A 26,568-nucleotide genomic window follows, 5' to 3' on the forward strand; every position below is an offset into this window, starting at 1 on the left:
TGCCGCCGCGTGCTGCTCAGTGACGCTGATCGCTTGCCGGCGTGACGCCGGCACCCAACGCGGGCGTCGCGAACAGTTGTTCGACATCGACCGGATCGAATTCATAGCGCTGGTTGCAGAACTCGCAATGAATCTCGACGTGGCCGCGCTCCTCGATCACGCCGTCGATTTCCTCGCGGCCCAGCATGCGCAGCATCCCGCCCACCTTCTCGCGCGAGCAGGTGCACTGGAAGCGCGTGCTGGCCGGTTCGAAGTGACGGACGTTCTCCTGCCAGAACAGACGCCGAAACACCGTCTCGGGTTCCGTTTCGAGCAATTCCTTCGACGTCAGCGTGCTGCCGAGCGTGCAGACGCGTTCCCAGGTGTCGGCGTCCTGCTCGTCGGCGGCCGGCACGATGCCGCCGTCGCCGGGCAGCTTCTGCAGCAGCATGCCGACCGCGCGGTCGCTGTCGGCCGCGAGCCAGAGCCGCGTGTCGAGCTGCTCCGAGTGATGCATGTAGTGTTCCAGCGCCTGCGCAACCGATTGCAGCGGGCCGTCGTGATCGTTGAGCGGCACGATGCCCTGGTACGGCTGCTGGCCCGGCTGCTTGTCGGACGGGTCGAGCGTGATCACGCAACGGCCATGGCCGCTGACGTTGAGCAGATCGACGAACGACATGTCGTCGCCGAGCGTGGCCGCCGTCGAATCGGCCAGCTTGGCGGTGGCGCGCATCGACAGGTCCGAGCTGCACTGCACCACCAGCATCTTGACCGGCCCGTCGCCGTAGATCTGCATGACGAGCGTGCCGTTGAACTTCAGGTTCGCGGACAGCAGCGCGCAGGCGGCCATCATCTCGCCGAGAATGTGGCGCACGGGCGCCGGATAGCTGCGACGCGTCAGGACTTCGCGCCAGGTGCTGCCGAGCGAGACGATCTCGCCGCGCACCGGCGCCGTGTTGAACATGAATTTCTGTAGCTGGTCGCTCACTTCGGTTCCTCGATTGGCGGAGTGCGGCGGACGGCTTTAGCCGATCCGCACGAGCTGCTCCTTGAAATACGCGCGTCGCTGCGCGTAGTTTTGCGTGTTCGCGTGCATGCCCGCGATGTCCTCGTCGGACAGCGTGCGCACGACCTTTGCCGGCGCGCCCAGGATCAGCGAGTTGTCGGGGAAGGTCTTGCCTTCCGTGACCACCGCGCCGGCGCCGACCAGACAGTTGCGGCCGATGACCGCACGATTCAAGACCACCGCCTGAATCCCGATCAGCGAACCCTCGCCGATCGTGCAGCCATGCAGCATCGCCTGGTGACCGATCGTCACATTCGGGGCGATCGTCAGCGGGCAGCCCGGATCGGTGTGCAGCACCGCGCTTTCCTGTACGTTGCTGCCGGCGCCGACCACGATCGGCTCGTTGTCGCCGCGGATCGTCGCGCCAAACCAGACGCTGGCGTTCTCCTCGAGCACCACTTTGCCGATGATCGCCGCGCTATCCGCGACGAACACGCTTTCATGAATGGTCGGGGCGTCTTCGCCGAGCTTGTAGATGGTCACGTTGTCTCCTGGGGGGCACCTGCAGGGTGGGGCGCCGTATGGCGCCGGTACAATGTGCGCGGCCGTGCGGGCCGGGTTGCCGTGGCCGCCGCGCGCGAAACGGGCAGCGGCCGAACGCACCGTAATCCGCTATTGTAAATGCTTGCGTGAATTGATCGCGCACACCGCTTCGCTGTCGCCAGCGTCGTATTCATGTCCGACCCGAATTTCCCGTCCGAAACCTTGCCCTGCCTGCGCACCGCCGCACTCGCCGCGCTGCTCGAAACCGATCCCGTCGCGAAGGCCGCGCAGGTGCGCGCGCTGCATGCCGATGGCTTGGCGGGCCGCGCACGGATCGACCCGGCACGTCGCTTCGAGGTGCCCCCGGCCTTGCCCGGCCGCCCCGAGCGCCCCGAACTGGTCGAACCGCGCCTGCTGAAGCGCCGTTCGATGCGCTCGCCCGAAGGGCGCGCCACGCTGCTGCACGCGCTGGCCCATATCGAATTCAACGCGATCAATCTCGCGCTCGACGCGGTGTGGCGCTTTCCCGGCATGCCCGAGGCGTTCTACGCCGACTGGCTCAAGGTGGCCGCCGAGGAGGCGCATCACTATTCGCTGCTGGCGCAGCGGTTGGGCGAGTTCGGCCATGTCTACGGCGATTTCCCCGCGCACGACGGGCTGTGGGAAATGTGCGAGCGCACGGCCGGCGACGTGCTGGCGCGCATGGCGCTGGTGCCGCGCACGCTGGAGGCGCGCGGCCTCGATGCCTCGCCGCCGATCCGGGCGCGGCTCGCGCAGTCGGGCGATGAGGCGTCGGCGGCGATCCTTGACGTGATCCTGCGCGACGAGATCGGCCACGTATTGATCGGCAACCGGTGGTTTCGTCATCTGTGCGCGCAAACGGGGCGTGAACCGCATCCGGCCTACCTGCAACTGGCCGCGCAATATCATGCGCCGCGCCTGCGCGGGCCGTTCAATTTCGAGGCGCGTCGCGATGCCGGTTTCGACGAGACCGAACTCGACGCGCTGGTCGCGCAGGATCGCGATCCGCCGCCCGTGGCCGGGGCCCGACCATCGGCTTGACCTAGAGAGGTGGCTCGACACGCGTCCGCGGCGCGACGTTGCGCAGCACCGGCTGCCATCGGCATCGATATAATCGAACGATCATTCTTTTTTGGTGGCCGCAATGACCCAGATCAGCACCGATTCCCTCTCCGAATTCGTGACCGTGCGCGGCACGCGCCTGCACGTACGCCGCTGGGGCCGGCCCGGCGCGCCGACGCTCTACATGCTGCACGGCTGGATGGACGTCGCCGCATCGTTCCAGTTCGTGGTCGACGCGCTGGCGGGCGATTGGCAGGTGATCGCGCCGGACGCGCGCGGCTTCGGGCTGTCCGACTATCCGGTGGCGGCGCAGGGCGGCGGCCAGTATTGGTTCATGGACTATCTCGCCGATCTGGAAGCGCTGATCGATCACTACACGCCGGACGGCGAAGTCAACCTGGTCGGTCACAGCATGGGCGCGAACGTGGTGTGCCTGTACGCCGGCGTGAGGCCGCAGCGGGTGCGCCGCGTGGTCGATCTCGAAGGCTTCGGCCTCGCGCCGCCGCCGCCGTCGCAGGCGCCGCTGCGCTTGGCCGGCTGGCTCGACGAGCTGCGCGAGCCGCCGCACCTGGCCAGCTACGCCTCGCTCGACGAGGTCGCCGCGCGCCTGATCAAGACCAACCCGCGCCTCGCGCCCTCGCGTGCGGCGTTCCTGGCCGGCTACTGGTCGCGCCGCGATCCCGACGGCCGCTTTCACCTGCTTGCCGATCCCGCCCACAAGCAGGCCGGCCCGCTGCTGTACCGGCTCGACGAGGTGATGGCGGTGTGGTCGAAGGTGCGCGCCAAGGTGCTGCACATCGAGGCGGTCGATTCGCCGACGCTGCGCTTCCTGGCCGGCAAGATCCCGCTCGACGAATTCAAGGCGCGTTTCGCCGCGTTCCCCGACTGGCGCGAGAAGACCATCGAGGACGCCGGCCACATGGTCCATCACGACCAGCCCGAGCAGGTCGCCGCGCTGATCGAGGCGTTCTGCGCCTGATTTCAGCCTGAATCCGGGCCGCATGCGGCCCCGGTTTCACCCGGGCATGGCGGCCCTATCCGGGATCGGCGCGACCGCCGGATTGCGGCGTTGCAGTAGAATGCCTGCATGTACCCGATTCCGACGATGAACGCCGATCTGCACTGCCATTCCAACGTCTCCGACGGCCAGTTGACACCTGCCGAGGTCGCGCAGCGCGCGCACGCGGCGGGCGTGACGCTGTGGGCGCTGACCGATCACGACGAGATCGGCGGCCAGGCGGTGGCGCGCGAGGCGGCGCAGGCGCTCGGCATGCGCTACCTGTGCGGCGTGGAGATTTCGGTCACGTGGGCGTCACGCACGGTGCATATCGTCGGGCTCAATATCGATCCGGCCCATCCGGCGCTCGTCGACGGGCTGTATCGCACCCGCAACGGCCGTGCGGCGCGCGCGCAGGAAATGAGCGAGCGGCTCGCCGAGATCGGCATTCCGGGTGCCTACGAAGGTGCGCTGCGCTTCGTGTCGAATCCCGAACTGATTTCCCGCACCCACTTCGCGCGTTATCTGGTCGAGGCCGGCTATGCCGCGTCCACGTCAGACGTGTTCGCGCGCTATCTCGGCGACGGCAAGCCTGGCTGCGTGCCGCACCGCTGGGCCAAGTTGTCGGACGCGGTCGGCTGGATCCAGCAGGCGGGTGGCGAGGCCGTGATCGCTCACCCGGGCCGCTATGCGTTCACGCCGGTGGAATTCGGCGCGCTGTTCGGCGAATTCATCGGTCTGGGCGGGCGGGCGATCGAGGTCGTCACGGGCAGCCACACGCCCGACCAATATCGCGAATATGCCGACGTGGCGCGCCGCTACGGCTTCGAGGCGTCGCGCGGTTCCGATTTCCATGCGCCGGGCGAGAGCGTGATCGAGCTTGGCAGCCTGCCGCCACTGCCGCCGGACCTGAAACCGGTCTGGGAACGCTGGCTTTGACCCCCGCTGCCGCGCGCATCCCGGCGCGGCCTGGCCCCCCAACGCGCAACGCACGCGCGGGCCGACGATCCACTCCCCACACAGTCCATGTCCCAGTTCTTCAGGATTCACCCGGAAAACCCGCAGTCGCGGCTGGTGCGCCAGGCGGCCGAGATCGTCAGGCAGGGCGGCGTGATCGCGATGCCGACCGATTCGAGCTACGCGCTGGCCTGCCATCTCGACGACAAGACCGCCGTGGAGCGTGTGCGCCGCATCCGCGGCCTCGACGACAAGCAACTGCTGTCGCTGCTGGTGCGCGACCTGTCGGAGCTGGCCAATTTCGCGATGGTCGACAACCACCAGTACCGGCTGATCAAGTCGGTCACGCCCGGCCCGTACGTGTTCGTGCTGCAGGCCACCAAGGAAGTGCCGCGCCGGCTGTCGCATCCGTCGCGCAAGACCATCGGCCTGCGCGTGCCGGATCACGCGATCACCCTGGCGCTGCTGGAGGCGCTCGGTCAGCCGCTGCTCGGCACCACGCTGATCCTGCCGTCCGACGACGAGCCGCTCAACGATCCCGAGGAAATTCGCGAACGCCTGGAGAAGCAGGTCGATCTGGTGATCGACGGCGGCGCATGCCCGCGCGAGCCGTCCACGGTGATCGACCTGAGCGGCGACGAGCCGGTGCTGGTGCGAGCCGGCCGCGGTGCGCTCGAACCGTTCGGCCTGAGCGCCAACGCCTGACTCCGACCCGAACGCAGCGGCGCGCCGCCGGTTTTCCGCGTCCGTCATTTTCCGCTTGTTACAATATCGCGCTATGGACAACCTGATTCAGACGATCGTCGTCTACGCCTTGCCCGTGATCTTCGCGATCACGCTGCACGAGGCCGCACACGGCTACGCCGCCCGCCTGCTCGGCGACAACACCGCCTACGCGCTCGGCCGCGTTTCGTTCAATCCCGCGCGCCACATCGATCCGATCGGCACCATCGTGATGCCGATCGCGCTGTATTTCCTGACGAGCGGGGCCTTCCTGTTCGGCTATGCCAAGCCGGTACCGGTCGCGTTCCGCAACCTGCGCAACCCGCGCTGGGGCAGCCTGTGGGTGTCGGCCGCCGGCCCGGCCTGCAATTTCGTGCAGGCGCTGATCTGGGGCCTGGTCGCGGTCGGCCTGGCCGCCGGCGACGTCGACGAGGCGTTCTTCACGCGCATGGCCGGCGCCGGCGTGGGCGTGAACCTCGTGCTGTGCGTGCTGAACCTGTTTCCGCTGCCGCCGCTCGACGGCGGGCGCGTGTTGTCGGCGCTGCTGCCGCCCAAGCAATCGATCGCGCTTTCGAGGGTCGAGCCTTACGGCTTCATCATCGTGCTGCTGCTGCTCATGACCGGCGTGCTGTCGAAGTACTGGCTGCAGCCCGGCGTCGGCATCGGCTACAGCATCGTGCGGGCCATCCTGTCTCCCATTGCATCGCTTTTCTAAAACACAAACATGTTCCCCGATCGTATCTTTTCCGGCATGCGTCCCACCGGGTCGCTTCACCTCGGCCATTACCATGGCGTGCTGAAGAACTGGGTGAAGCTGCAGTCCGAGTATCCGTGCTTCTTCTGCGTGGTGGACTGGCACGCGCTGACCACGCACTACGAAACGCCCGAGGTCATCGAAAAGAACGTCTGGGAAGTGCTGATCGACTGGATCGCGTCCGGCATCGATCCGACCCAGGCGACGCTGTTCATCCAGAGCAAGGTGCCCGAGCATGCGGAGCTGGCGCTGTTGCTCGGCATGAGCACGCCGCTCGGCTGGCTCGAACGCGTGCCGACCTACAAGGAACAGATCGAGAAGCTCAAGGACAAGGATCTTTCCACCTACGGCTTCCTCGGTTACCCGGTGCTGATGGCGGCCGACATCCTGCTGTATCGCGGTTCGCTGGTGCCGGTGGGCGAGGACCAGGTGCCGCACGTCGAGATGACGCGCGAAATCGCACGCCGCTTCAACTACCTGTACGGCCGCGAGGCGGATTTCGAGGAAAAGGCGCTGGAAGCCGCCAAGAAGCTCGGCGGCAAGCGCGCCAAGCTGTACCGCGAGCTGCGCAACGCCTACCAGCAGGAAGGCGACGACGAGGCGCTCGAACAAGCGCGCGCGATGCTGCAGGAATCGCAAAGCTTGTCGATGAGCGACCGCGAACGCCTGTTCGGCTATCTCGAAGGCTCGCGCAAGATCATCCTGGTCGAACCGCAGGCGCTGCTGACCGAGGCCTCGCGCATGCCGGGCCTCGATGGCGGCAAGATGTCGAAGTCCTACGGCAACACGATCGGCCTGCGCGAAGATGCCGAAACCATCACGAAGAAGGTCCGCACCATGCCGACCGATCCGGCGCGCGTGCGCCGCACCGATCCGGGCGATCCGGACAAGTGCCCGGTCTGGCAATTCCATCTCGTCTATTCGGACGATTCGACGCGCGAATGGGTGAAGCAGGGCTGCAAGACGGCCGGCATCGGCTGTCTCGACTGCAAGCAGCCGGTGGTCGACGGCATCCTGCGCGAACAGCAGCCGATGCTGGAGCGTGCGCAGAAATACATGGACGATCCGTCGCTGCTGCGCGCGATCGTCGCGGACGGTTGCGACAAGGCGCGCAAGCACGCGGTCGAGACGATGCGCGACGTGCGCGACGCAATGGGCCTGTCCTACAACTGAGCCGCGGCATGACCACCACCACGCCGATCCCGCCGGCTGCCCACGCAGGCACCGCCGAGCCGCACGCGGCCGGCGCGCCGTCGCGCTGGGTCGCCGCCTGGTCGCACCTGGTGCCGCCCGGCGGCGCGGTGCTCGACGTGGCGGCCGGGCAGGGCCGGCATGCGCGCTGGTTCGCCGGGCGCGGCCATCCGGTGCTCGCGCTCGACCGCGATCCGGTGGCGCTCGATGCGCTGGCCGGCATCGGCGGCGTCGAGGCGCGCGCGGCCGATCTCGAAGGTGCGCCGTGGCCGCTGGCCGGCGATGCGCGCTTCGCGGCGGTGGTCGTCACGAACTACCTGCATCGCCCGCTGCTGCCGCGCCTGGTGGCGTCGGTGGCACCGGGCGGCATCCTGCTCTACGAAACTTTCGCGCGCGGCAACGAAACGCTCGGAAAGCCGTCCAATCCCGCATTCCTGCTCACGCCGGGCGAATTGCTCGACGCGGTACGCGGCGAGTTGCGCGTGATCGGTTTCGAGGACGGCTTCACGGACCAGGGGCGGCCCGCCTTCGTCCAGCGGATCTGCGCGGTGCGCGATCAAGGGGAGGGATTCCCGCGTTACGGACTGCTCGGGTAATCCGCTACAATCGACGTTTATTGAGTTTACTTTCATTGCGTTTCATGGCTAACGGCACCCAAGACGGCATTCAATTCCGCGGCAGCATGCCCGCGATCGTGACCCCGATGCTCGAAGACGGCAGCCTCGATCTGCCGGCCTTCCGCAAGCTGGTCGACTGGCATATCGAAGAAGGCACCGATGCACTGGTGGTGGTCGGCACGAGCGGCGAATCGGCCACGCTGTCGGTCGACGAGCACATCCAGACGGTCAAGACGGCGGTGGAGCACGCCGCCAAGCGCATCCCGATCATCGCGGGCGCGGGCGGCAATTCCACGGCCGAGGCGATCGAGCTGTCGCGCCAGGCCAAGTCGGTCGGCGCCGACGCCACGCTGCAGGTGGTGCCGTACTACAACAAGCCGACGCAGGAAGGCATCTATCGCCATTTCCGTGCGATCGCCGAGGCGGTCGACCTGCCGGTGATCCTGTACAACGTGCCGGGCCGCACGGTGGCCGACATGGCCAACGAAACCATCCTGCGTTGCGCCGAGGTGCCGGGCATCGTCGGCGTGAAGGATGCCACCGGCAACCTCGAGCGCGCCGCGCACCTGATCAAGGCCGCGCCGCAGGGCTTCGGCATCTACAGCGGCGACGATCCCACCGCGATCGCGCTGATGCTGCTCGGCGGCCACGGCAACATCTCGGTCACGGCCAACGTCGCGCCGCGCGCGATGAGCGAGCTGTGCCGCGCCGCGATCGCCGGCGACGCGAAAACCGCGCGTGAAATCCATATGAAGCTGCTGTCGCTGCACAAGCACCTGTTTGCCGAGGCGAACCCGATTCCCGCGAAATGGGCGCTGCAGGAAATGGGCAAGATTCGCGGCGGCATCCGCCTGCCGCTGACGCCGCTCGACGAGCGCTTCCACGATGTCGTGCGCGGCGCGCTGCGCGAAGCCGGCATCGTTTGACCGATCCGGATGGCCGCGCCCGCGGCCGTCCGTGCTTCCCGACCCACCCGATTTCACCCCGGCCCGCCGGCATTGCGCGTGTCACGCGTTTAGCAAGACGAAGGATTTCATGAAACATTTCGCCTTTTCCTCTCGCGCCGTCCAGGCGTCCGTGGTGGCGCTTGCGCTTGGCGCGCTGGCCGGTTGCGACACGCTGAACGATTATTTCGCGCCCGACCGTGTCAACTACAAGTCGACCGGCTCGGCGCCGCCGCTGGCCGTGCCGAAGGATCTGACGGCCGTGCCGGTCAGCCCGTCCTACGTCGCGCCGCCGACCAATGCGGGCCTCGGTTCGCTGCCGCAGCGCGCCGTGACGGCCGCGGGCAATTCCACGGAAGGGCAGCCCAGCGCGCAGGATCCGTACGGCATGCACATCGAGCGCGATGGCGATCGCCGCTGGCTCGTGGTCGATGGCCGCACGCCGGAACAGCTGTGGCCGCAACTGAAGGAATTCTGGGCCGACAACGGCTTCGCCCTGAAAACCGACGCGCCGCAAACCGGCATCCTCAGCACCGATTGGGCCGAGAATCGCGCCAACATTCCGGACGACTGGTTCCGCCGCAGCATCGGCCGCGTGATCGACTTCGCCTATTCGTCGGGCACGCGCGACAGCTTCCGCACGCTCGTCACGCGTGGCGGCAACGGCACGACCGACATCTCGATCACGCACAGCGCGATGGAAGAAGTGCTGACGGGGCCGCAGGGCGGCGATTCGTCGCGCTGGGTCGAGCGTCCGCGCAACCCGGTGCTCGAAGCGGTGTTCCTGGCCAAGCTGATGGAGAAGTTCGGCTTGACCGATGCCCAGGCCAAGCAACTGCTGACCGACGCGCGCTCCGCCACGGCGCCGGCCACCGTGGTCGACAGCTCCGGCGCGGCCACGCTCGATCTGGCCGAATCCGTCGATCGCGCCTGGCTGCGCGTGGGCCTCGCGCTCGATCGCACCAACTTCGCCGTCGACAACCGCGATCGCGCCAAGGGCGTGTACATGGTCCGCTACGCGAATTCGGCCGACGAGCTGAAGGGCGACGGCCTGCTCGGCAAGCTGTTCTACGGCCACGCCAAGGCCGCCAAGCAGGGCAAGGAATACTTCGTCAGCGTGCGTGCCACCGGCGACGCGAAGACGCAGGTGGCCGTCGTCGATGCAAACGGCCAGGCCGACAATTCGACCGACGCGCAGCGCATCATCACGCTGCTCCACACGCAACTGAACTGAGCGCGTGAGAGTCACAAGCCTCGGCAGCGGCAGCGAGGGTAACGCGCTCGTTGTCGAGGCATCGTCGGGCACCACCACCACACGCGTCCTGCTCGACTGCGGTTTTTCAGCGAAAGAAATCGATCGCCGCCTGGTGCGGGTCGGGCTCGCCTCGGGGGAGCTCGACGCGATCCTGATCACGCACGAGCACAGCGATCACATCGGCGGCGCGCTGACCATGGCGCGGCGTTTCGGCATCCCGCTGTACATGAGCTGGGGCACCGCACGCGCGGTCGGCGCCGATAGCGCCGACGTCGATCTCCATGTGATGTGGGGCGACGACACAGCTGCCATCGGCGATCTCGAAATCCATCCCTATACGGTTCCGCACGACGCGCGTGAGCCGCTTCAGTTCGTGTTTTCCAATGGCAGTGCACGGCTCGGCGTGCTGACCGATGCGGGCATGTCCACGCCGCATCTCTGCAGTGCCCTGAACGGCTGCGACGCGCTCGTGCTCGAAGCCAACCACGATGTCGAGATGCTGGCCAAGGGCCGCTATCCGGCCTCGCTGAAGGCGCGCATCAGCGGCCCGCACGGGCACCTCAGCAACGCCGCGGCGGCCGAGATCCTGGCCTCGCTGGATCGCTCGCGCTTGCGGCATCTGGTGGCTGCGCACCTGAGCCAGCAGAACAACCTTCCCGAGCTGGCGCAGGCCGCATTCTCGGCCGTGCTCGATTGCGCGCGGGATGACGTGACGGTCGCGTCGCAGGACGACGGTTTCGGCTGGCTGGACGTGGGGTAGGGGAGCGGGCACACATGTGCCGCAGGGGGAGTGCCCGCTTGTCGCGATGGAATCGCGAGCGGGCATAAAAAAACCGGCCACCAGGGCCGGTTTTTCGTATCAGCGTGAGCTGAGTCTTGCTTAGTTGCTTGCGCCCGAAGCCGGAGCAGCAGCCGATGCGCCTGCGTCCGAAGCCGGAGCAGCAGCAGCCGATGCAGCGTCGCTCGCAGCAGCAGCCGTGCTCGAAGCTGCGTCCGAAGCAGCAACAGCAGCCGACGAAGCAGCCGAAGCTGCTGCCGATGCGTCGCTAGCAGCCGACGAAGCAGCTTGGTCCGAGCTCTTGTTGCAAGCAGCAAGAGCAACAGCGGCCAACAGGGAAGCTACGAGGAGGGATTTCTTCATGATCACGTCCTTTTATGGTTAAAGGTAAGCAACAGCGCGAAACAATACCGGTAATGTGCTCCAACACCGACTCGGGCCGCTGGTGGAGACGCGCTGGACGCACTGCCAGAGCGTGAATCTTCCCTACGGCTTGGGCGGAAATTATATGCACTTTCCTATCGACCGTCGACAAATGCGGGGTCAATACGTTGTCTTTCCCATACAGGTTTCATCCAATATGGGATGTCATGCCGGGGCAAGCGTACAGCACTTATCCCAGTTTGATCCAGCCCGCACAATACCACTCGTGGAGCAACGCTGTCATGAGCGGGTGGCGGGAGTGTGTTACAAAGCGTTTCGCCCCCAAACAGCGTCGATCGGCCAATTCCGGCAGCCATTTTGCGGTGCCGGCGAGCGGATTTTCTTCGCCATTAATGAAGTACGAGCGCGCGTTATACATCAACGCCGCCTTTCTGTCGAGGCGAATACCCCGGCGGCCTGCTTCAGTCGAGAAATCGTCCTCTTCGAGCGGGTCATCAGGGGTGTCGAATACCACGTTCGATTTGGGTTCGCTGAGGTAGCTGCCGAGGAACGATTCGATCTCGCGCGGCGTCCAGCGAATGCCGTTCAGCACCGCTTCCACTTTCTCCACCATCGTGGCGGGCAATTGCGCCGGACGATCGACGGCCGGTTGCCGCGGATCGCGATACAGCGTGCCGGCGCGCGCGCCTTGACGCAGCGCGCCGCGCTCGGCGAGGTAATACAGGAACTGGCTCGTCAATTCCCCGGTGGACGGGGCACGGAAGCCGATCGAGCAGGTCATGCACTCGCCCTCGGCGATGCCGTCGTGGGCGATATGCGGCGGCAGGTAAAGCATGTCGCCCGGCTCCAGCACCCACTCCTCGGTCGGCTCGAAATGCTCGAGCACTTTGAGCGGCAGATCCTCGCGCAGGCTAAGGTCGGTTTGCGCGCCGATGCGCCAGCGTCGCTTGCCGTGCACCTGCAGCAAAAACACGTCGTAGGAATCGAAGTGCGGACCGACGCCGCCGCCGTCCGTCGCATACGAAATCATCAGGTCGTCGAGGCGCGCATCGGGCACGAAACGGAAACGTTCGAGCAGGGCGCGCGCGGCATCGTCGTGCAGGTCCGCGCCTTGCAGCAGCAGGGTCCATTCGCGCTTGTTCACCGAGGGCAGCGCACGTGCCTCGAATGGGCCGTGATCCAGTTGCCATCTGTTACGAAAATGGGTGATGAGCCGCGATTCGATATCCATGTCGGCGGCCAGCTCGAACAGCGCGTCGCGCGTGATCGGCGGCACGATGCCGGGTATCGCCTGGCGGATCAGCAGCGGCTTTTTCTGCCAGTAGCGGCGCATGAATTGCGACGGTGTCAGGTTGCCGAGCAGCGGCGTCGGCTGGTCGGGGCGGGGGGCATCGGACGGGCTGTGCGCTTCGGTTTCGGACCGTTGAGACATCGGTATAATGCGGCTTGAAATTGGGAGATCTGGATGAAAATCGCAAAAAACACCGTCGTATCGGTTGCTTACAAGCTGTCGGATGCGCAAGACAACCTGATTGAAGAAAGCGACGAGCCGATGGTCTATCTGCACGGCGGCTATGATGGCACGTTCCCCAAGATCGAGGAACAGCTCGACGGTCAGGAAGCCGGCTACGAGGCGGAGGTCCAGCTCGAACCGCAAGACGCGTTCGGCGAATACGATCCCGAGCTCGTGAAGATCGAGGCGCGCGACCGCTTCCCCGAGCCGCTCGAAGTCGGCATGCAATTCGAAGGCACGCCGGAAGATGGCGACGAGGAAGTCGATTCGCTGATCTACACCGTCACCGATGTCGCCGAAGACAAGGTGGTGCTCGACGGCAATCACCCGCTCGCCGGCATGGCGCTGCGTTTCTCGCTGAGCGTGAAGGATGTGCGTGCGGCCACCGAAGACGAAATCGAGCACGAACACGCGCATGGCGCGGAAGGGCTGGAAATCGTCGACGAGGACGATGACGACGAAGAAGGCGAGGCGCCGAAAGGCCACACGCTGCACTGATCGAACGCGGGCCGAGGCCCGCGTTTTTGCATCCGCTTGGCCCCGGCCCTCGGGGCATCGTGGCTCAGGCCTTCCGGGCTGCGTTCAGCGGTAGCTGCCCGGCGCCGATGCCGGCACGTTGGACGTTGGTGCCGATGGGTAGAGCGGCGGCATGGCCTGACCCGCGCCGCTCGCCGCGGTGCCGGGCGACGCGCCGATCGAAGCCGGTTGCGGCGATACGCCGCCCGCGGTGGAGGCCGGATCGGGCAATTCCGGCAGCGCCGGGATTTCCGGCATATCGGGCAACGGGATGTCCTCGTGCGGCGTGGCAGGCAGCGCGGGCGGCACCGGCAGGTTGGCCGGCACTTCTTGCAGGCTCACCCCGAACATCGGCCGTCCGACCGGATTCATCGTGATCTTGATCCATTGCACGAGCCGCTCGCGCGGCGCGATCGCGATGCGCGTCAGGTTCTCCATGCGCTCGCCTTTCTCGTCGTGCAACGGCTGATCGATCCGGAAGCCGCCGCGCAGCGCCTCGCTGCCTGCATGGATCACGAGGATCGTGCCGCGAAACGTGGCGGCCGCCTTCACGAGCGAGCGCTTGAATTCCAGAAAGCCGTCGCGCGCGCGCGTCCTCAGTTGCAGCCAGGCAAAGCGCTCGTGTTCGTAGCGCTCGAACTGCGGATCGCCTTCGATCACGATCACCAGCGCGCGGGCATTGCGCCGCTTCGCGAATTCGGCCGCATGGTCGATCCAGAATGCGTTGGCGATGGCGCGATCTTCGAACTCGCCGTTGCGCCCGCCGGCTGTCAGATAGCGGTTGTTCGGCGACGGCGCGTTCAGCGCGACGAAGACGGCATCGCCCTGGGTCCAGCGGATGTTCTCGCGGAACGGGCGGAAGCGCGCGACTTCGCTCTCGCGCGTGACGGGCTGCGGCGTCGCGCCAAGCGATTCGGAATCCGACAGGAAGGTCTGGCGCAGATAGTCGAGCCGCTCGACCGCGTCGTAGCCGCCGTTGTCCTTTTGCGCGCACACCGCCCAGTCGAATTGCCCCGGCACGTAGAACACCGGCACGCGCGAGGCCTTGAGGATGGCGAAGCGGTTGTCGTACACGCCGTCGCGGCACGCTTCGCGCGCACCCTTGAGGTTGCCGTCGTAGATCGCGAACGCCACCGCGCGATCGCGCGAAATCGCGTCGAACATGCGCGCCATGCCGGGGTCGTCGGCCGGGCTGTTGATCATGCCGGACAGCACCGCGAACGCGAAGCCGCGCTCGGCAACATGCGCGGCGCCGGCCGCGGGCGCGGCACCAACCGGGTTGGCGAACGCCGCGGCGGCGGCCAGCAGCAGCCACGCCGCCGTGTGCCGGCAAGGAGCGCGGCGCGGGCCGTGCGCAGGCCTGGCTTCAGTGCGCGAGGTCATCGTCCGCCTGCCGGGCGGCGAGGGTTTGCAGTTCGTAGAGCAGATCGAGCGCCTCGCGCGGCTTGAGGTTGTCCGGTTCGATCTCGCGCAGGCGCGTGAGCGCCGGATGCGGCGCGGCCGGCGGTGCTTCGTGCACGGCGGGCGTGTCGTAATCGGACTCGTCGTCGTACAGCGGTGCCGGTGCGGCGAACAGGTCGAGTTGCGGCGTGGGCTGGCCGGCCGACTGCTGTTCGAGGTGCGCGAGGTGCTTGCGCGCGGCGCGGATCACGGCGGGCGGCACGCCGGCCAGTTGCGCGACCTGCAGGCCGTAGCTCTGGTTCGCCGGGCCTTCGTTGACCGCATGCAGGAACACGATGCCGTGGCCGTGCTCGACGGCCGACAGGTGGACGTTCGCCGCATGCGGGAATTCGGCCGGCAGTTGCGTCAGCTCGAAGTAGTGGGTGGCGAACAGCGTGTAGCAGCCGTTGTGCGAGAGCAGGTGGCGCGCGATCGCCCAGGCCAGCGCGAGGCCGTCGAACGTCGAGGTGCCGCGGCCGATCTCGTCCATCAGCACCAGGCTTTGCGGCGTGGCGTCGTTGAGGATCGCCGCGGCTTCGGTCATCTCGACCATGAACGTCGAGCGGCCGCCGGCCAGATCGTCGGCCGCGCCGATGCGCGTGAAGATCCGGTTGATCGGGCCGAAGCAGGCCGACTTCGCCGGCACGTAGCTGCCGACATAGGCCATCAGCGCGATCAGCGCGGTCTGACGCATGAAGGTCGATTTACCGCCCATGTTCGGGCCGGTGATCAGCAGCAGCTTGCGCTCGTTGCCGAGCCGGCAGTCGTTCGCGATGAACTGCTCGACCTGCGCTTCCACCACCGGGTGGCGGCCCTGTTCGATATCGATGCCGATTTCATCGGAAAAGCGCGGCGCGACCCAGTCGAGCGCGCGGGCGCGTTCGGCGAAGGCGCCGAGCAGATCCAGCTCGGCGAGCGCGGCGGCCACCCGCTGGCACGCCTCGATATGCGGCAGCAGCGCCTGCAGCAGCGCGTCGTAGAGGGAGCGCTCGCGAGCCAGCGCGCGCTCCTGCGCCGACAGCGCCTTGTCTTCGAAGGTTTTCAGTTCCGGCGTGATGTAGCGCTCGGCATTCTTCAGTGTCTGGCGGCGGCGGTAGTCGTCGGGCACCTTGTCGGTCTGGCCGCGCGTGACTTCGATATAGAAGCCGTGCACCTTGTTGAACTCGACGCGCAGGTTCGCGATGCCGGTGCGGGTGCGCTCGCGCGCTTCGAGATCGATCAGGAACTGGCCGCAGTTTTCCGAGATGTCGCGCAGCTCGTCGAGATCGGCGTCGTAGCCGCGCGCGATCACGCCGCCGTCGCGCACCATCGCCGACGGCTCCGGGGCGATCGCGCGCGTCAGCAGGTCGGCGCAGCCGGCCGGCGGTTCGAGCGCGGCTTCGAGGCGCGCCAGCGCCTCCGCCTGTTGCGCGATCGGCGTGAGGCGCGCGCGCAGCTCGGGCAGCGAGGCGAACGTGTCGCGCAGGCTCGACAGATCGCGCGGGCGCGCCGACAGCAGCGCGAGGCGGCCGGTGATGCGCTCGACGTCGGCGATCCGGCGCAGCGCGCCGCGCAGCGTTTCGAGGTTCGCGTCGCCCACGGCTTCGAGCAGCACGCCGATCGCCTGCTGGCGGCCCTGCGCCGCCACCGAGGCGCGCGGCGGGTGATGCAGCCAGTGGCGCAGCAGGCGGCTGCCCATCGTCGTGCAGCAGGTGTCGAGCAGCGAGTAGAGCGTGGGCGATTCGGTGCCGCGCAGCGTTTCGGTCAGTTCGAGATTGCGGCGCGTGGCCGGGTCGAGCCCGATGTATTCGGATTCCGTCTCGACCTTGAGGCTGCGCACGTGGCGCAATTGCTGGCCTTGCGTGGACGCCGCGTAGAGCAGCAGCGCGCCGGCCGAGCCGCAGGCGCTCGTCATCGAATGCGCGCCGAAGCCTTCGAGGCTCGCCACGTCGAGCTGGCTGCACAGGCGCTGCGTGCCCGAGGCGATGTCGAAGTGCCAGGCCGGCACGCGCGTGACCGCGCCGGCGCCGGGCGGCACGGCTTCGATGGCGGCATCGGCGGCGAGGATTTCGGCCGGGCGGATGCGTTCGAGCGCGGTGCCGAGTTCGCCGGGCGCGATTTCCGCGAGGCGCAGCGCGCCGCTGGCCAGGTTGAGCCACGCGAGGCCGACGTTGGTGACCACGCCTCGCTTGTTGTGGCCGAGGCTCAGCGCGAGCAGGAACACGTCGGCCTTGTCGGACAGCAGTGCCGCGTCGGTCAGCGTGCCGGGCGTGACCACGCGCACCACCTTGCGCTCGACCGGCCCCTTCGACGTGGCCGGGTCGCCGATCTGTTCGCAGATCGCCACCGATTCGCCGAATTTCACGAGCTTCGCGAGATATTGTTCGAGCGCGTGATGCGGCACGCCGGCCATTCGGATCGGCGTGCCGGCCGACGCGCCGCGTTGCGTCAGCGTCAGGTCGAGCAGGCGCGCGGCTTTCTCGGCGTCGTCGTAGAACAACTCGTAGAAATCGCCCATCCGGTAGAAGACGAGCGTATCCGGGTGTTCGCTTTTGATGCGGAGGTACTGCTGCATCATGGGCGTGTGACCAGATAACTGGGCTTCCGTAAGCTGCTGTTTCGTTTCCGTAATTTCCTGCACTTCCTTATCCATCAAAGCTGTCCGTCTGTTTTGGGGTATTTCATCTCGAATTTCCCCACGTCATGACATCTTGCTAAATTTCCGTCGTCAGCGTAGCTTTGCGCCTACCTTGAAATCTACGCCTACGCTAATGGCTAAGTGCGTATGGCGGAAACCTACGCTGAGGTTGGCATGCGGTTTGACGCGCGCACGGCAAAGCAACTTTTGCCCGGTGCACATTTGAATATCGACGGTTATCCAGGCTTGAGACTTGAGGCAACGGCATCGCGTCGGAGCTGGACTTACCGATACAAATCGCCGGTCGACGGTCGCATGCGACAGATCAAAATCGGCGAATGGCCTGCGTTGTCGATAGCGGCTGCGGCCGTTGAATGGGAGCGCTTGAGGGATCAGCGCAACGCTGGCAACGACCCAGCACTTGCCAAGCGACAAGCGCGCGGCTCAGTCGCCGTTATGGTACAGCAAGGGCATTCGCCGACAGTGCGCGAAGTGTGCCTCGCGTACCTGGAAGGGCATGTCGAACGGAACCGAAAATCGAAAGGCGCGGCTGAAGTTGCCCGAATCTTCAAGACGATGATTGGCGATATCGCGGAGTTGCCGGCGGCCGAGCTGACACGCGAGCGCGCATTCAACAAGATTGATTCATTTCGTCACATTCCCGTTCAGGCATCCAAGCTGCGGCTTGAGCTGGGGGCCGCGTGGGATTACGCGCTCGATGCCGGCCGTTTGCCGGAGACGGCGCTTAACTGGTGGCGCCAGGTGATGCGCGGCCGTCTGCGCAGCAATGGCAAACGCATCCAGGGCCAGCCGACCGGAACCGTAAAGCGCTTCCTCAGCGATGCGGAAACCGGTGCTTTGATTAACTGGTTGCCGAACTTCAGCCGCAACGTGGAAGACGCGTTGACGTTCTATCTCTGGACGGGCACGCGCGGCGCTGAAATTGGCGCGATGGAAGGGCGGGAGATCGCGGAAGAACCGGACGGACTTTGGTGGACGATACCGAAGGTCAAGACGAAAAACGCCCGCCACGAAAACGCTACGGATTTGCGGGTGCCGCTAGTGGGACGAGCTGAGGCGATCGTGCGTCGTCGGCTGGAGCGTTATGGTCCTGGTTGGCTGTTTCCGGCAGAGCGGGGCGGGCCGATGCAGCAGAAAGTGTTCGGGCAGGCCGTGCATTTTCACATGCCCTACAGCGAGACGAGGCCAGAGCAGCAGCGTCCGCGCCTCACGATCACCCATTGGGCTCCGCATGATCTGAGGCGGACGACTCGCACCTTGTTGGCGGCGGTCGGATGCCCTTACGAAGTGGGGGAGGCGATCATCGGGCACATGCTGCCTGGCGTCGGCGGCATCTACAACCGCCATGACTACGATGCCGAGCGCCGGCAGTGGCTGGCCAAGTTGGATGCGAAGCTTGAGACGCTGAGTGTCGCAAGCACAAGCTCGGCGAGGGGCGGTGCTGCGGCTGCTTGAACGTGTGAATCAGAGGCCGATGATTGCCAGCTCGCGCTCCAGGGCTATCCAAATCGAGCAGGCGATGCTGGCCTGCGGGATTTCTTCGGAGCGCTTCAATCTCGATGGCCAGCAGGTTGGTAGTTACAGAGGGTCGGGAAGCGCGTTTTCTTGCGAGAGTTGAGGCGTGTCCAGTAGGGCCGCCTTGGCCGCGAGCAGCCCCTTGTCGTCTGTCTCGTAGCGCCGGAGCCAGGCGGACGTCGACGCTTGCGTGTTGTACACCAGTGCGCCCGCGTTGACAGTCCCGCGTTGCAGGATGTCCATTTCGTTTGCCCTGACCGCGCGCAGCGCGTGGTCGAGCACGACGTAGGCGGGCGGTGGCACCGGAGGCTTGTCTTCGTTGTCAGAGACGCCCGATTCCGGTTGGACGCCGGCGCGGATGACCACCCCCGCTCCGTAGTCGCCCATCGAAAACCAACTTGGGGGCAGCTCGGAGCGCAGTGTGGCGACGCCGCCAACGGCGGCAAGCATCGGCTTGCTGATGGCGGTCAGCCAGTTGACGGATTTGATCCGCTCTTTCAAGCCTCGTACGGAAACCGAATCCGGCTTGCCGACGTCGAGACCAGGCATGATTTGCGAGATCCAGTGCTCGGTTGCTTCGTTTTCCTCGGGGTTGGTCGGGGACAGGTTGACCGCGCAGCCTGCCTGACCATGCACCGCGTTGATTCGGCGGGCCGAGTCGAAGAACAGCTTGGCGAAAGCGTCGGGATTTTCCTGGACGGCGGAGAGGGGAAAGGAGAAGGCGAGAGCGTTGAGGCCTCGGGTTCCCTTCGCTTCTTGCCATTGGCGCAGGCCCGTGACGTCGAACCGGAAAAGGCTCGCGTCGGTCGCGGCTTCGCCGCCCACATAGCAAAAGTCGAAACGGTCGTCCGGGCCAAGGCTGGCGGCGATCGACCGGAAAGGCTTGGCTTTGTCGAAAGCCTGCGCTGCCTTGCCGTTGTTCCACAGGAACGTGAGCTTGCAGCCCGGCATTGCTTGATAGTCTTCGAAGCACTCGACGATGGCCTTGCGGACGTCCGGATCGAACGCTCGCTCGAAGTAGAGCGAGCCGCGAACGACGATCGCCGCGCCGATGCCGTCATGGGCGTAGCGAGGCTCCAGCAGCCCATTCTGAATCAGCGCTTTGTCCTGGTTGGCTTTCGCCCACTCGATGAAGTTTTTGTCCATGCTCTCGTGCCGCAGGCCGGTTGGCGAAAATGGGATTATGGGGCGAACGAGCCAGGTTGGAACGCGGGCGCTCCTGAGCTTTACTCCGGTTTCCGTATTCCATAAATCTCGATTTATGTCGCCGTATTTCTGGTATTCCGAGCCTTGATCCAGTTCCCAAGGAACCGCTATGGATAAACGAGGCCGAGCGACGAATGACGACGATTGCGGTTGTAAAACGCTTCGATGTATTTGAACAGATCGGCCTTTGCGCTCGGATGCGTCCGGCAGCGCGTGGCGCGAATCTGTTCGTTATTCAAGCTGCCGAAGTATCTTTCCTGCGACCAGTTCCGCAATTGGGCGGAGGTAGAAATTCGGATGGCGTCCTTGCCTCCGCCCACTCCTCTATTTCCCGTGTGAGCCAACCAACACGCCGGCCAGACAGCGCGCGCGGTTTCGGGAATTCGTTGTGCCGGACGAGCTTGTGAATGACGGCCGGCGACAAGGAGATTGCAGCGGAGACCGATTCGAGGCTGAGGTAGATCGGTTTCATTGCTACGCTCATGCGGATGTTTCCTGGTCTTGGGTTGCTTCATCGGTCGAGTCGGTCAACGCTCGGCCGATTTGCATCAAACCGGTTTCCAATGTGATGCTCGCGGCGGCTAGCCAGGTGCGCCGTTCTTGCGCTGCGTTGTAGCAAGCAAACGAGCCGATCTCGCGTGCCATCAGATCCAGCAGCTCGACGTCAGCCGCGCGGGATATCTCGGTGATCAGCGCGCGGATCTCGATGCGAAGGGCGTCGAGTCGAGCGAGCATGCTTTGGTTCTCGTCCGTCTGGATTGGTTTTCGCCGCGCAAGCGGCGCACCATCTTTCTGGATAGCTGTTGCGGGCGAATGCCCGCTTTTAGGCCGTGCGATTGCCGCGTGAGATTTTCCGTGTTCCCGCATTCGCGGCAGCGGTTGTTGGGTAGAAGCGGCCGGGCGAGGCATCACGAGGCCTCCTTGGCAGCGGTGTGCTTGGCCGCCAGTTCCGGGGTCCAGTCGGGATCGGGCATCAAGTACAGCTTGTCGAGCCATCGGCGCACGACGTCTGCGCCTTTCGCCTTCGACATCGAGGCAGACGATTCCAGAGCGCGCGTGATATCGGCCACGGCGGCCCGGATTGCTTGGCCGCGTGTGGGGAACATGGTGGTGAAGCATCGCATGGAAGGCAGGCCGGTCATGGCGCTGGAGCCGAGATCCAGCGAGAACGAATGAATCCAGGTCTGATCGTCCACGTGAGCAAGATGAATTTCGGCCGGTGGTTGGCCCGTGGTCTTGATGCGCGGCGAACTGATCGTCTCGCACTGATCGAACACGCCGTGTTTGTTCGGGGCATGGATCGGGTGTTTCTTTGCTTTCGCGGGGAGATCAAGCATGCCCTCAAGGCCGGCCAGCGCGGCGTGGACACCGTGAACCGTTCCGGGGGACAGTTGCCCGAACGTCGGGTCGTGCAGAACTGCCTGCAGCGCCTGCAAAAGTTGCTTTGCGCGCCCGGCATCGATTTTCTTTGCGGCCGGCGGTGCCTCAGGCTCGAGGCCGGGAAAAGGCGCGTGGGCAAGGTGCTTCTTCGTGACCTTGCTCTTGCCGGCTTCTTTCGCCTTGGAGAGTCCGATCTCAATTCGATCGAGCGCCTTCTCGCCGCCGTGTTCGCGTATCTCCTGGATTGCGAGCGTGCCGGCGATCGCGCCACTGCGCACCAAATCGTGCAGTGGCGCCGGTGCCTGTTCCAGCAGCGCGACGTCGCGGATCGTTTGATCAGTGACATTCAGACGCTTGCAGATAGCAGCAAGCGTCATGCCATGAGTGTCGCGCAGCTCCGCAACGGCAGCGGCCAGGTCGAGCGGTGACGACGGTTTGCCGTTGTTGCTGAGATAGCCATCAATCACCATCTCAGCGCGGTTAACGGTCTTTGCGTCGCGGACGACGACCGGGATCTTGCCCAGACTCTTCCCGGCTGCGATTACGTGTCCAGCCGCGAGGTAGCGGTGCTGCCCCTTGTACACGTAAAGCAGATCCTTGCCGTCGACCTTCCGGGCGTAGCAATGGAGCGGCGAACCCTTGTCGTATCCGTTCTCCCTCATCAACGCGGCGAGGTGCGCCACCCATTCGGGATCGACCGCGCGGATGTTGTCAGCCGGATCGTAGTGAAGCTGTTCGTAGGGGACCATCCACAGGTCCGCCGACGTTGCGCCGGCCTGCGATGCGGCGGCCTTGGTGTTTCCCGTCACGATTTGCGGGATCAGCGGGAGCGGTGTGGTTTTAGACATGGAGCCTCCGGAGCGCAGAACGGATGAGCGGCAACGCGAAGCAGAAGCAGCAGAACGCGGCCACGGCGGTGATGGCGCTGGTGCCAGCCGACAAGCTGGCCAGCAACCAGAGCAGGGCGTTGGCGAGGCCGAACGCGCAGCCGAGCAAACTGCCGGTCGAGGCAAGTAGCGCGGCAGCGGCGCAGCTCGTTAAGGCGATCAGGAGGCCGAACATGTCTTGGTCTCCTTTGCATTGCCAATGCGATCGGTCGTCTTCTCCGTGAGGTGTTTGCGCAGTTCGACCGATGCGTCCAGTTCGACCCGGATCTGCGTCTTGGGCTTGCGGAGAATGACCGTACCGTAATTGCCGCCCAGGCCTTCCCGTTCGAAGGTCCACCCGAGATCGAGGAACGCGTGCACGAAGCGATCGCTGTAGGCGCGGGAAATCGCGCCGCTATCGAGACTCAGCACATACATGGCGCGTGACGCGTATGTCAGACGGCGATCGCGAAGCATGAACGAGCCGCGTTCGGCAGCGAAGAAGAGCCCGTTCTGTTCGTGCAGTGCGCGCAGATCCGGCTCGATCGCGCGGATATGTTTCTCGGCCCGCTTCAATTGTGCGAGCTTGGCGGCGAGACCATCATGGGCTTGCTGGACCAGTTCACGATAGGTGGTCGGCGGCCGATAGGGCGTGGGTGTGCGCTTCATACCGCCACCTTCGACGTCTGGCGGCGACGTTTGGCAACTTTGCCTGCGTCGTCCTTCGCATTGATCGCAGCAACCCGAGCATGGATCGCGCTTGCGCAATCGGCCTCGCTTGGAATCGAGATCTGCGTTCGTGCCACGGCAGCGCCATCTCGGATCGAGTACAGCGTGTAAATGCTGTCGGATAACGGCCGTCGATCGACCACATACTTGCCGACAAGGATCGGGGTGCTGGGGCGATCCGCGCGGGGATCGTAGCGCGTGGCGCTGTGCAATGACAGAGTGTCTCGACGTTTAACGTCGATGAGGGCGTGGGTCGGGAATTGCGGCATGGTGATCTCCATGACGCCGGGGCGGCTCGCCCCGGCTGAACCGAGGCGAGTTAGATCGTGAAGTGATACGGGGTGGGCACGACGACGGGGCCGTCTTGCAGCACGTCCACGATCGCGAACAGCAGGGCGAGGATGAATATCGCGCGGAAGATAGCCGACTTCTCAAAGTTGCTTTGGCGTGCCGGCTCGGACGAGGTAACGCGGGGTGTTTGTTCGTCGCGGAGCCAGGCCTGACGGGCTTGCGCATGCAGATCAGTCGATTTCACTGAGATTCTCCAGGGAGGGCGTCGATGAGACGCGATAGCCGGAGTATCCATTAAAGGAAAAATGACTGTCAATCCTTAAATGGATAATTTTCTGCGACAAATCCCCCAGAGGTTACGGGGAGCGTCACCGTTGTGATGGGTTGTGACGGCCGAGTTGCTTGATCGGATTTCCCCGATTCGCTTCGCTGGTTGATGTGTGGATGCCGGCGCATCGTCGGCAGTATGGGGATCTGCGCCCGTGGCCGAACATCCTCTTGGTGATCGACTAGGGCGTTCTGGGAGGTTCAAACGCTACGTGTTGCTGGCCAAAGCAGACGTTGTTAGGCGCCTGTTTTGGCTCCTCTGCTGCGTTTGCTACGGTTCTGCTCTTCCCCATCGCTCATCGACTCATTGGGTAGCGGGCGTTGGGAGGCGGTTTGGGCGCGTCGTTTGGACGCGGCAGTGGCAGGGATGGTCTCTTCGATTGTTTTTGAGCCGTCGTCATCGAGAGTGGCAACGTCAGCTTGGCTCAGTACGAATTCAATGTAGCGCTCGATTGCTCTCTTGTCTGCGTCGGGTAGGCGAGCAAAGCGTACGCGGTCGTAGTGAATTACGGCTGCGTCGTTTTCTTCGTCGGTGAGTAGTTCCATTGGCGACACACCAATGGCGTACGCGAGTGATTCGACGATTCGCATCTGCGTGTCAATCTTTGCGGCCAAGACGCGATTTACCGAGCTTTGGGAGATCCCTGCGCGTTTTGCGACCTTCTCCTGGCGATCGACATGCTCATAACGGTCCATGTACCAACGAAGCTTGCGGGCCAAGGTGGTGCGGAGATCTGACTTGGTTGGCGGCGTTTTCATATTGGTATCTTGCCAAGCATGGATATCCATTAGAGGGTTATTTAGCGCTTCGAGGCCTTGATTGAAAATCCATAAATGGATAAACTCGCCCCGTCCATCTCTCGGGGAAGTCCATGCAGACCGAATTCGAGCCCATTTTGTCGTTTGTACTTCGCCGGCTTGACGCTGCCAAGGGCGACTGGCCCGAAATCTCCAGGCGGAGCGGTGTCCCCTATCAAACGCTTACGAAGATTGCGGGACGCTTTGTTGCCGATCCGCGCATCTCAACCTTGCAGGCGCTTCACGACTGCCTGCGGGAGCGTGAAGCGGTGACAAGCGATCACGCTTCAGGGTCATCGGATAGCCAATGAGCGCCCGCCATGGCAGCACATCGTATGTCGCGGTCACGTCCAGCGACAGCATTGGCCACCTTGGCGGTTCAGCACGGGGCGCGGTTCTTTGGTTACGAAAAACTACTGGATGGCACGCAGCGCGTGAGCAATTGGCTTTCACGCGGCATTCCCGCTGCCGTGAAGGTCGAGCGCCCCGATCTATTTCTGGTCACCTCACCCGCCGCAAATCCTATCGACGTGCACTGACGCGCGACAGGATGAAAGCGACCGCAGCTCAATGCCCCGATTTGTGTCGCCATGCCGACGGCTCTCAGCACGCTCACCACATGTGCTGCGGGGCAGCGCTAACCCAGCAGGAGGAAATATGAAGTTGATTCGAGGAACGGTGCTTGTGACGACACTGGACGAGTCTGGTCACGACAGTGGTGGCGTCCGCGTGCTTGTCGGTTTGGACGACAGCGCGGACGCCACTTCCGAAGGTATCTCGGCATTGGCCGAAGTACTCGGAAGAGCAGCGGCTAGCGTGGGTCCCGTTGTCGCGACTCGGTATGTCCACATGCAGAACAACGGAGTGAATCAAGCTTCACCCCAGCAAAGCCGAACTGAGGATCAGGAGCCGACGATATGACTGCCAATGTCGCTTCCTTGCATATTGGGCAGATCTGTCCGCCAGGCGAGAGCTTCGCTTCAAGCGCAGCAACGCGTGCTTTAAGCGCATCGATTTCGGTTGGTGCTGCCGAAATTCGCTTCCAGCCCGGAACGCGTTCGAGAGTTTTCATGATGTCTTCAAGCAGTCCCATTTGCATTTTTCCTATTGGGTTACACGGTTTAAAACGCTTCCGCCGAGAAAGCTGGCGGGAGTTCGGACGACATCGCCATATTGCATCGGCTAGCGCGCCAGACTTCAGGGGCGCGTCGCTATGACCTGCCGATACGACACTACCGAATGGTTGGACGTGCTTTACACGTCCGTTCGCAACACGCCCGGCGGCGTTGCCGATGCCGCCCATCATCTGACCGCTCGACGCGGCAAAAACGTCACGCCCGAGTCCCTTCGCCTTCGCCTGCGCGGCGTTGGTGACAGCCGATTGTCGATGGAGATGTTCGAGCTGCTGATCGAATGGATGCAGGAGAAAGCCGAGGCCGGTTCACACGCGCTCGATGCGCTGCACGCGTTGAACGCTCGCTTCGGCCTGGTCGCCGAGCAAATCGACGACCAAACCTCGGACGACATGGCCGAACCTGGGGCGATGCACCTTGTCTCGACGACGTTGCGCTTGCAGGCGCAGCTCGGCCGGGTTGCCGACGACGTAACCAGTGCGCTCGACGGCCGACAGATCGACGATCGAAAGGCGGAGGAGATCATCGCGACTGGGCGCAGGGGGCAGCAACTGTTTCAACGGCTGATCCGAGCGGCTCGCAATCTTGCCAAGCGTCGTCGCCGCTGACATGGAGCGATTCAAGCCTGGCATGGGATGTTGCCGTGTCGAGCGAGAGCAGGTCGCGTTGTGCTGCGGGCGTGCGCAACAACTTACATGCGCAACGACGGCGCTCGCGCAGCGACTCGATTCCTCGCCTGATCAAGCTGCTCGCCTTATCGCCTATCTGATTTCGACCTTTCCAGATCGGATCGCTGTCTTTCTCGCGGAAGCGCAGCGCGTCGATCGCTTCGACATATTTAACCAGGCCGCCGCCAATGCGTGTGCGGCGCTTCCCACCAAAGCGGAACGCCATGTGTTTCGCGATCAGATCGTCGGCCAGCTTTGTGAGGCCGATCTTGCCGCATTCGATAAACGCATGTCTGCCGAATGGCATCGCCTGCGCGGCAAGTAACCGGATTCTCAA

32 protein-coding genes are annotated in these 26,568 nt (G+C 64.7%); 17 read left to right on the plus strand and 15 right to left on the minus strand.

What is annotated here, in order from left to right; translation table 11 throughout:
- Nucleotides 1-16: 16 nt before the first annotated feature.
- Both hslO and AB4851_RS22250 read right to left on the minus strand, forming a co-directional pair.
- Nucleotides 17-967, minus strand: a complete 951-nt coding sequence (hslO, locus tag AB4851_RS22245) for an Hsp33 family molecular chaperone HslO (RefSeq protein ID WP_414451466.1) — start codon at nt 965-967, stop codon at nt 17-19.
- A gap of 36 nt (nt 968-1,003) precedes the next feature.
- Nucleotides 1,004-1,528 (minus strand): gamma carbonic anhydrase family protein, encoded by a 525-nt coding sequence (locus tag AB4851_RS22250; protein WP_414445622.1) that lies wholly within the window; start codon nt 1,526-1,528, stop codon nt 1,004-1,006.
- A 192-nt stretch (nt 1,529-1,720) separates the two neighbouring features.
- Here AB4851_RS22250 and AB4851_RS22255 point away from each other — a divergent pair, with 192 nt between their 5' ends.
- The 11 genes from AB4851_RS22255 to AB4851_RS22305 all read left to right on the plus strand — a co-directional run bounded on the left by AB4851_RS22255 (nt 1,721) and on the right by AB4851_RS22305 (nt 11,099).
- On the plus strand, nt 1,721-2,590 hold the full coding sequence (locus tag AB4851_RS22255) for a ferritin-like domain-containing protein (protein WP_414451467.1): 870 nt from the start codon (nt 1,721-1,723) through the stop codon (nt 2,588-2,590).
- 103 nt (nt 2,591-2,693) lie between these two features.
- Entirely contained in the window at nt 2,694-3,590 is an 897-nt protein-coding gene (locus tag AB4851_RS22260) for an alpha/beta fold hydrolase (RefSeq protein WP_414451468.1), read from the plus strand.
- A gap of 126 nt (nt 3,591-3,716) precedes the next feature.
- A complete protein-coding gene (locus AB4851_RS22265; RefSeq protein ID WP_414451469.1) occupies nt 3,717-4,547 on the plus strand; it encodes a 3',5'-nucleoside bisphosphate phosphatase in 831 nt (276 codons plus the stop codon).
- An 87-nt stretch (nt 4,548-4,634) separates the two neighbouring features.
- The gene (locus tag AB4851_RS22270; RefSeq protein ID WP_414451470.1) at nt 4,635-5,270 is read left to right on the plus strand and encodes an L-threonylcarbamoyladenylate synthase; all 636 of its coding nucleotides are present in this window, start codon (nt 4,635-4,637) and stop codon (nt 5,268-5,270) included.
- A 73-nt stretch (nt 5,271-5,343) separates the two neighbouring features.
- Entirely contained in the window at nt 5,344-6,003 is a 660-nt protein-coding gene (locus AB4851_RS22275) for a site-2 protease family protein (RefSeq protein ID WP_414451471.1), read from the plus strand.
- Between the two features lie 9 nt (nt 6,004-6,012).
- Nucleotides 6,013-7,215, plus strand: a complete 1,203-nt coding sequence (locus tag AB4851_RS22280) for a tryptophan--tRNA ligase (RefSeq protein ID WP_414442492.1) — start codon at nt 6,013-6,015, stop codon at nt 7,213-7,215.
- An 8-nt stretch (nt 7,216-7,223) separates the two neighbouring features.
- The gene (locus AB4851_RS22285; RefSeq protein WP_414451472.1) at nt 7,224-7,829 is read left to right on the plus strand and encodes a class I SAM-dependent methyltransferase; all 606 of its coding nucleotides are present in this window, start codon (nt 7,224-7,226) and stop codon (nt 7,827-7,829) included.
- Between the two features lie 44 nt (nt 7,830-7,873).
- On the plus strand, nt 7,874-8,776 hold the full coding sequence (gene dapA / locus AB4851_RS22290; protein WP_414451473.1) for a 4-hydroxy-tetrahydrodipicolinate synthase: 903 nt from the start codon (nt 7,874-7,876) through the stop codon (nt 8,774-8,776).
- Between the two features lie 109 nt (nt 8,777-8,885).
- Nucleotides 8,886-10,028: an outer membrane protein assembly factor BamC gene (gene bamC / locus AB4851_RS22295; RefSeq protein ID WP_414451474.1), complete on the plus strand. Its 1,143-nt coding sequence runs from the start codon at nt 8,886-8,888 to the stop codon at nt 10,026-10,028.
- Between the two features lie 4 nt (nt 10,029-10,032).
- A complete protein-coding gene (locus tag AB4851_RS22300) occupies nt 10,033-10,809 on the plus strand; it encodes an MBL fold metallo-hydrolase (RefSeq protein WP_414442488.1) in 777 nt (258 codons plus the stop codon).
- Between the two features lie 155 nt (nt 10,810-10,964).
- Entirely contained in the window at nt 10,965-11,099 is a 135-nt protein-coding gene (locus AB4851_RS22305; RefSeq protein WP_414442487.1) for a hypothetical protein, read from the plus strand.
- 341 nt (nt 11,100-11,440) lie between these two features.
- Here the strand turns inward: AB4851_RS22305 and AB4851_RS22310 are convergent, their stop codons facing one another.
- On the minus strand, nt 11,441-12,643 hold the full coding sequence (locus AB4851_RS22310) for a JmjC domain-containing protein (protein WP_414451475.1): 1,203 nt from the start codon (nt 12,641-12,643) through the stop codon (nt 11,441-11,443).
- Nucleotides 12,644-12,676: 33 nt separating this feature from the next.
- Between AB4851_RS22310 and AB4851_RS22315 the strand changes: the two genes are divergently transcribed.
- Entirely contained in the window at nt 12,677-13,222 is a 546-nt protein-coding gene (locus AB4851_RS22315) for an FKBP-type peptidyl-prolyl cis-trans isomerase (protein ID WP_414442486.1), read from the plus strand.
- A gap of 84 nt (nt 13,223-13,306) precedes the next feature.
- On the opposite strand, the gene AB4851_RS22320 is transcribed toward AB4851_RS22315, so the two are convergent.
- Together AB4851_RS22320 and mutS are read right to left on the minus strand one after the other, a co-directional pair.
- Nucleotides 13,307-14,623: a hypothetical protein gene (locus AB4851_RS22320; protein ID WP_414451476.1), complete on the minus strand. Its 1,317-nt coding sequence runs from the start codon at nt 14,621-14,623 to the stop codon at nt 13,307-13,309.
- Nucleotides 14,607-17,312, minus strand: a complete 2,706-nt coding sequence (mutS, locus tag AB4851_RS22325) for a DNA mismatch repair protein MutS (RefSeq protein ID WP_414451477.1) — start codon at nt 17,310-17,312, stop codon at nt 14,607-14,609. Before mutS ends, AB4851_RS22320 begins: the two co-directional genes overlap by 17 nt.
- Before the next feature lie 159 nt (nt 17,313-17,471).
- On the opposite strand from mutS, the gene AB4851_RS22330 reads away from it, so the two are divergent.
- Nucleotides 17,472-18,773, plus strand: coding sequence for a tyrosine-type recombinase/integrase (locus AB4851_RS22330; protein WP_414451915.1), 1,302 nt, complete (start codon nt 17,472-17,474; stop codon nt 18,771-18,773).
- A gap of 123 nt (nt 18,774-18,896) precedes the next feature.
- On the opposite strand, the gene AB4851_RS22335 is transcribed toward AB4851_RS22330, so the two are convergent.
- From AB4851_RS22335 to AB4851_RS22380, 10 genes are all read right to left on the minus strand, one after another.
- Nucleotides 18,897-19,979, minus strand: coding sequence for a type VI immunity family protein (locus AB4851_RS22335; RefSeq protein ID WP_414451478.1), 1,083 nt, complete (start codon nt 19,977-19,979; stop codon nt 18,897-18,899).
- A gap of 167 nt (nt 19,980-20,146) precedes the next feature.
- The gene (locus AB4851_RS22340) at nt 20,147-20,359 is read right to left on the minus strand and encodes an IS3 family transposase (RefSeq protein WP_414451479.1); all 213 of its coding nucleotides are present in this window, start codon (nt 20,357-20,359) and stop codon (nt 20,147-20,149) included.
- Nucleotides 20,275-20,523, minus strand: a complete 249-nt coding sequence (locus tag AB4851_RS22345) for a helix-turn-helix transcriptional regulator (RefSeq protein ID WP_414451480.1) — start codon at nt 20,521-20,523, stop codon at nt 20,275-20,277. Before AB4851_RS22345 ends, AB4851_RS22340 begins: the two co-directional genes overlap by 85 nt.
- Nucleotides 20,520-20,774, minus strand: a complete 255-nt coding sequence (locus AB4851_RS22350) for a hypothetical protein (RefSeq protein ID WP_414451481.1) — start codon at nt 20,772-20,774, stop codon at nt 20,520-20,522. The genes AB4851_RS22345 and AB4851_RS22350 overlap by 4 nt, the downstream gene beginning before the upstream one ends.
- A gap of 173 nt (nt 20,775-20,947) precedes the next feature.
- The gene (locus AB4851_RS22355) at nt 20,948-22,267 is read right to left on the minus strand and encodes a ParB/RepB/Spo0J family partition protein (RefSeq protein ID WP_414451482.1); all 1,320 of its coding nucleotides are present in this window, start codon (nt 22,265-22,267) and stop codon (nt 20,948-20,950) included.
- Nucleotides 22,260-22,481, minus strand: coding sequence for a hypothetical protein (locus AB4851_RS22360; RefSeq protein WP_414451483.1), 222 nt, complete (start codon nt 22,479-22,481; stop codon nt 22,260-22,262). The genes AB4851_RS22355 and AB4851_RS22360 overlap by 8 nt, the downstream gene beginning before the upstream one ends.
- Nucleotides 22,466-22,954 (minus strand): ACP synthase, encoded by a 489-nt coding sequence (locus tag AB4851_RS22365; RefSeq protein WP_414451484.1) that lies wholly within the window; start codon nt 22,952-22,954, stop codon nt 22,466-22,468. The genes AB4851_RS22360 and AB4851_RS22365 overlap by 16 nt, the downstream gene beginning before the upstream one ends.
- Nucleotides 22,951-23,295: a beta-hexosaminidase gene (locus tag AB4851_RS22370; protein ID WP_414451485.1), complete on the minus strand. Its 345-nt coding sequence runs from the start codon at nt 23,293-23,295 to the stop codon at nt 22,951-22,953. Before AB4851_RS22370 ends, AB4851_RS22365 begins: the two co-directional genes overlap by 4 nt.
- A 38-nt stretch (nt 23,296-23,333) precedes the next feature.
- The gene (locus AB4851_RS22375) at nt 23,334-23,549 is read right to left on the minus strand and encodes a hypothetical protein (protein WP_414451486.1); all 216 of its coding nucleotides are present in this window, start codon (nt 23,547-23,549) and stop codon (nt 23,334-23,336) included.
- Nucleotides 23,550-23,869: 320 nt separating this feature from the next.
- On the minus strand, nt 23,870-24,421 hold the full coding sequence (locus tag AB4851_RS22380; RefSeq protein ID WP_414451487.1) for a helix-turn-helix domain-containing protein: 552 nt from the start codon (nt 24,419-24,421) through the stop codon (nt 23,870-23,872).
- An 83-nt stretch (nt 24,422-24,504) separates the two neighbouring features.
- On the opposite strand from AB4851_RS22380, the gene AB4851_RS22385 reads away from it, so the two are divergent.
- From AB4851_RS22385 to AB4851_RS22400, 4 genes are all read left to right on the plus strand, one after another.
- Nucleotides 24,505-24,741, plus strand: a complete 237-nt coding sequence (locus AB4851_RS22385; protein ID WP_414451488.1) for a hypothetical protein — start codon at nt 24,505-24,507, stop codon at nt 24,739-24,741.
- A 9-nt stretch (nt 24,742-24,750) separates the two neighbouring features.
- The gene (locus AB4851_RS22390; protein WP_414451489.1) at nt 24,751-24,969 is read left to right on the plus strand and encodes a hypothetical protein; all 219 of its coding nucleotides are present in this window, start codon (nt 24,751-24,753) and stop codon (nt 24,967-24,969) included.
- A gap of 674 nt (nt 24,970-25,643) precedes the next feature.
- A complete protein-coding gene (locus AB4851_RS22395; RefSeq protein WP_414451490.1) occupies nt 25,644-26,171 on the plus strand; it encodes a hypothetical protein in 528 nt (175 codons plus the stop codon).
- 1 nt (nt 26,172) lies between these two features.
- Complete coding sequence (locus tag AB4851_RS22400; protein WP_414451491.1) at nt 26,173-26,556, plus strand: hypothetical protein; 384 nt, start codon at nt 26,173-26,175, stop codon at nt 26,554-26,556.
- The last annotated feature ends 12 nt before the right edge of the window (nt 26,557-26,568 follow it).

The sequence above is a fragment of the Burkholderia sp. 22PA0099 genome (assembly GCF_047497165.1).
Lineage (GTDB): Bacteria > Pseudomonadota > Gammaproteobacteria > Burkholderiales > Burkholderiaceae > Burkholderia.

Bases quoted from the DNA above. Each gene is read 5' to 3' on its own strand.
- AB4851_RS22305 (WP_414442487.1), top strand. From the start codon at position 10,965: ATGCGCCTGCGTCCGAAGCCGGAGCAGCAGCAGCCGATGCAGCGTCGC.
- mutS (WP_414451477.1), bottom strand. From the start codon at position 17,312: ATGGATAAGGAAGTGCAGGAAATTACGGAAACGAAACAGCAGCTTACG.
- AB4851_RS22270 (WP_414451470.1), top strand. From the start codon at position 4,635: ATGTCCCAGTTCTTCAGGATTCACCCGGAAAACCCGCAGTCGCGGCTG.
- AB4851_RS22315 (WP_414442486.1), top strand. From the start codon at position 12,677: ATGAAAATCGCAAAAAACACCGTCGTATCGGTTGCTTACAAGCTGTCG.
- AB4851_RS22335 (WP_414451478.1), bottom strand. From the start codon at position 19,979: ATGGACAAAAACTTCATCGAGTGGGCGAAAGCCAACCAGGACAAAGCG.
- AB4851_RS22365 (WP_414451484.1), bottom strand. From the start codon at position 22,954: ATGAAGCGCACACCCACGCCCTATCGGCCGCCGACCACCTATCGTGAA.
- AB4851_RS22350 (WP_414451481.1), bottom strand. From the start codon at position 20,774: ATGCTCGCTCGACTCGACGCCCTTCGCATCGAGATCCGCGCGCTGATC.
- AB4851_RS22280 (WP_414442492.1), top strand. From the start codon at position 6,013: ATGTTCCCCGATCGTATCTTTTCCGGCATGCGTCCCACCGGGTCGCTT.
- AB4851_RS22255 (WP_414451467.1), top strand. From the start codon at position 1,721: ATGTCCGACCCGAATTTCCCGTCCGAAACCTTGCCCTGCCTGCGCACC.
- AB4851_RS22360 (WP_414451483.1), bottom strand. From the start codon at position 22,481: ATGTTCGGCCTCCTGATCGCCTTAACGAGCTGCGCCGCTGCCGCGCTA.
- AB4851_RS22330 (WP_414451915.1), top strand. From the start codon at position 17,472: ATGCGGTTTGACGCGCGCACGGCAAAGCAACTTTTGCCCGGTGCACAT.
- AB4851_RS22380 (WP_414451487.1), bottom strand. From the start codon at position 24,421: ATGGATATCCATGCTTGGCAAGATACCAATATGAAAACGCCGCCAACC.
- AB4851_RS22310 (WP_414451475.1), bottom strand. From the start codon at position 12,643: ATGTCTCAACGGTCCGAAACCGAAGCGCACAGCCCGTCCGATGCCCCC.
- AB4851_RS22260 (WP_414451468.1), top strand. From the start codon at position 2,694: ATGACCCAGATCAGCACCGATTCCCTCTCCGAATTCGTGACCGTGCGC.
- AB4851_RS22390 (WP_414451489.1), top strand. From the start codon at position 24,751: ATGGCAGCACATCGTATGTCGCGGTCACGTCCAGCGACAGCATTGGCC.
- AB4851_RS22285 (WP_414451472.1), top strand. From the start codon at position 7,224: ATGACCACCACCACGCCGATCCCGCCGGCTGCCCACGCAGGCACCGCC.
- AB4851_RS22395 (WP_414451490.1), top strand. From the start codon at position 25,644: ATGACCTGCCGATACGACACTACCGAATGGTTGGACGTGCTTTACACG.
- dapA (WP_414451473.1), top strand. From the start codon at position 7,874: ATGGCTAACGGCACCCAAGACGGCATTCAATTCCGCGGCAGCATGCCC.
- bamC (WP_414451474.1), top strand. From the start codon at position 8,886: ATGAAACATTTCGCCTTTTCCTCTCGCGCCGTCCAGGCGTCCGTGGTG.
- AB4851_RS22265 (WP_414451469.1), top strand. From the start codon at position 3,717: ATGAACGCCGATCTGCACTGCCATTCCAACGTCTCCGACGGCCAGTTG.
- AB4851_RS22370 (WP_414451485.1), bottom strand. From the start codon at position 23,295: ATGGAGATCACCATGCCGCAATTCCCGACCCACGCCCTCATCGACGTT.
- AB4851_RS22385 (WP_414451488.1), top strand. From the start codon at position 24,505: ATGCAGACCGAATTCGAGCCCATTTTGTCGTTTGTACTTCGCCGGCTT.
- AB4851_RS22355 (WP_414451482.1), bottom strand. From the start codon at position 22,267: ATGTCTAAAACCACACCGCTCCCGCTGATCCCGCAAATCGTGACGGGA.
- AB4851_RS22275 (WP_414451471.1), top strand. From the start codon at position 5,344: ATGGACAACCTGATTCAGACGATCGTCGTCTACGCCTTGCCCGTGATC.
- AB4851_RS22345 (WP_414451480.1), bottom strand. From the start codon at position 20,523: ATGAGCGTAGCAATGAAACCGATCTACCTCAGCCTCGAATCGGTCTCC.
- AB4851_RS22400 (WP_414451491.1), top strand. From the start codon at position 26,173: ATGGAGCGATTCAAGCCTGGCATGGGATGTTGCCGTGTCGAGCGAGAG.
- AB4851_RS22320 (WP_414451476.1), bottom strand. From the start codon at position 14,623: ATGACCTCGCGCACTGAAGCCAGGCCTGCGCACGGCCCGCGCCGCGCT.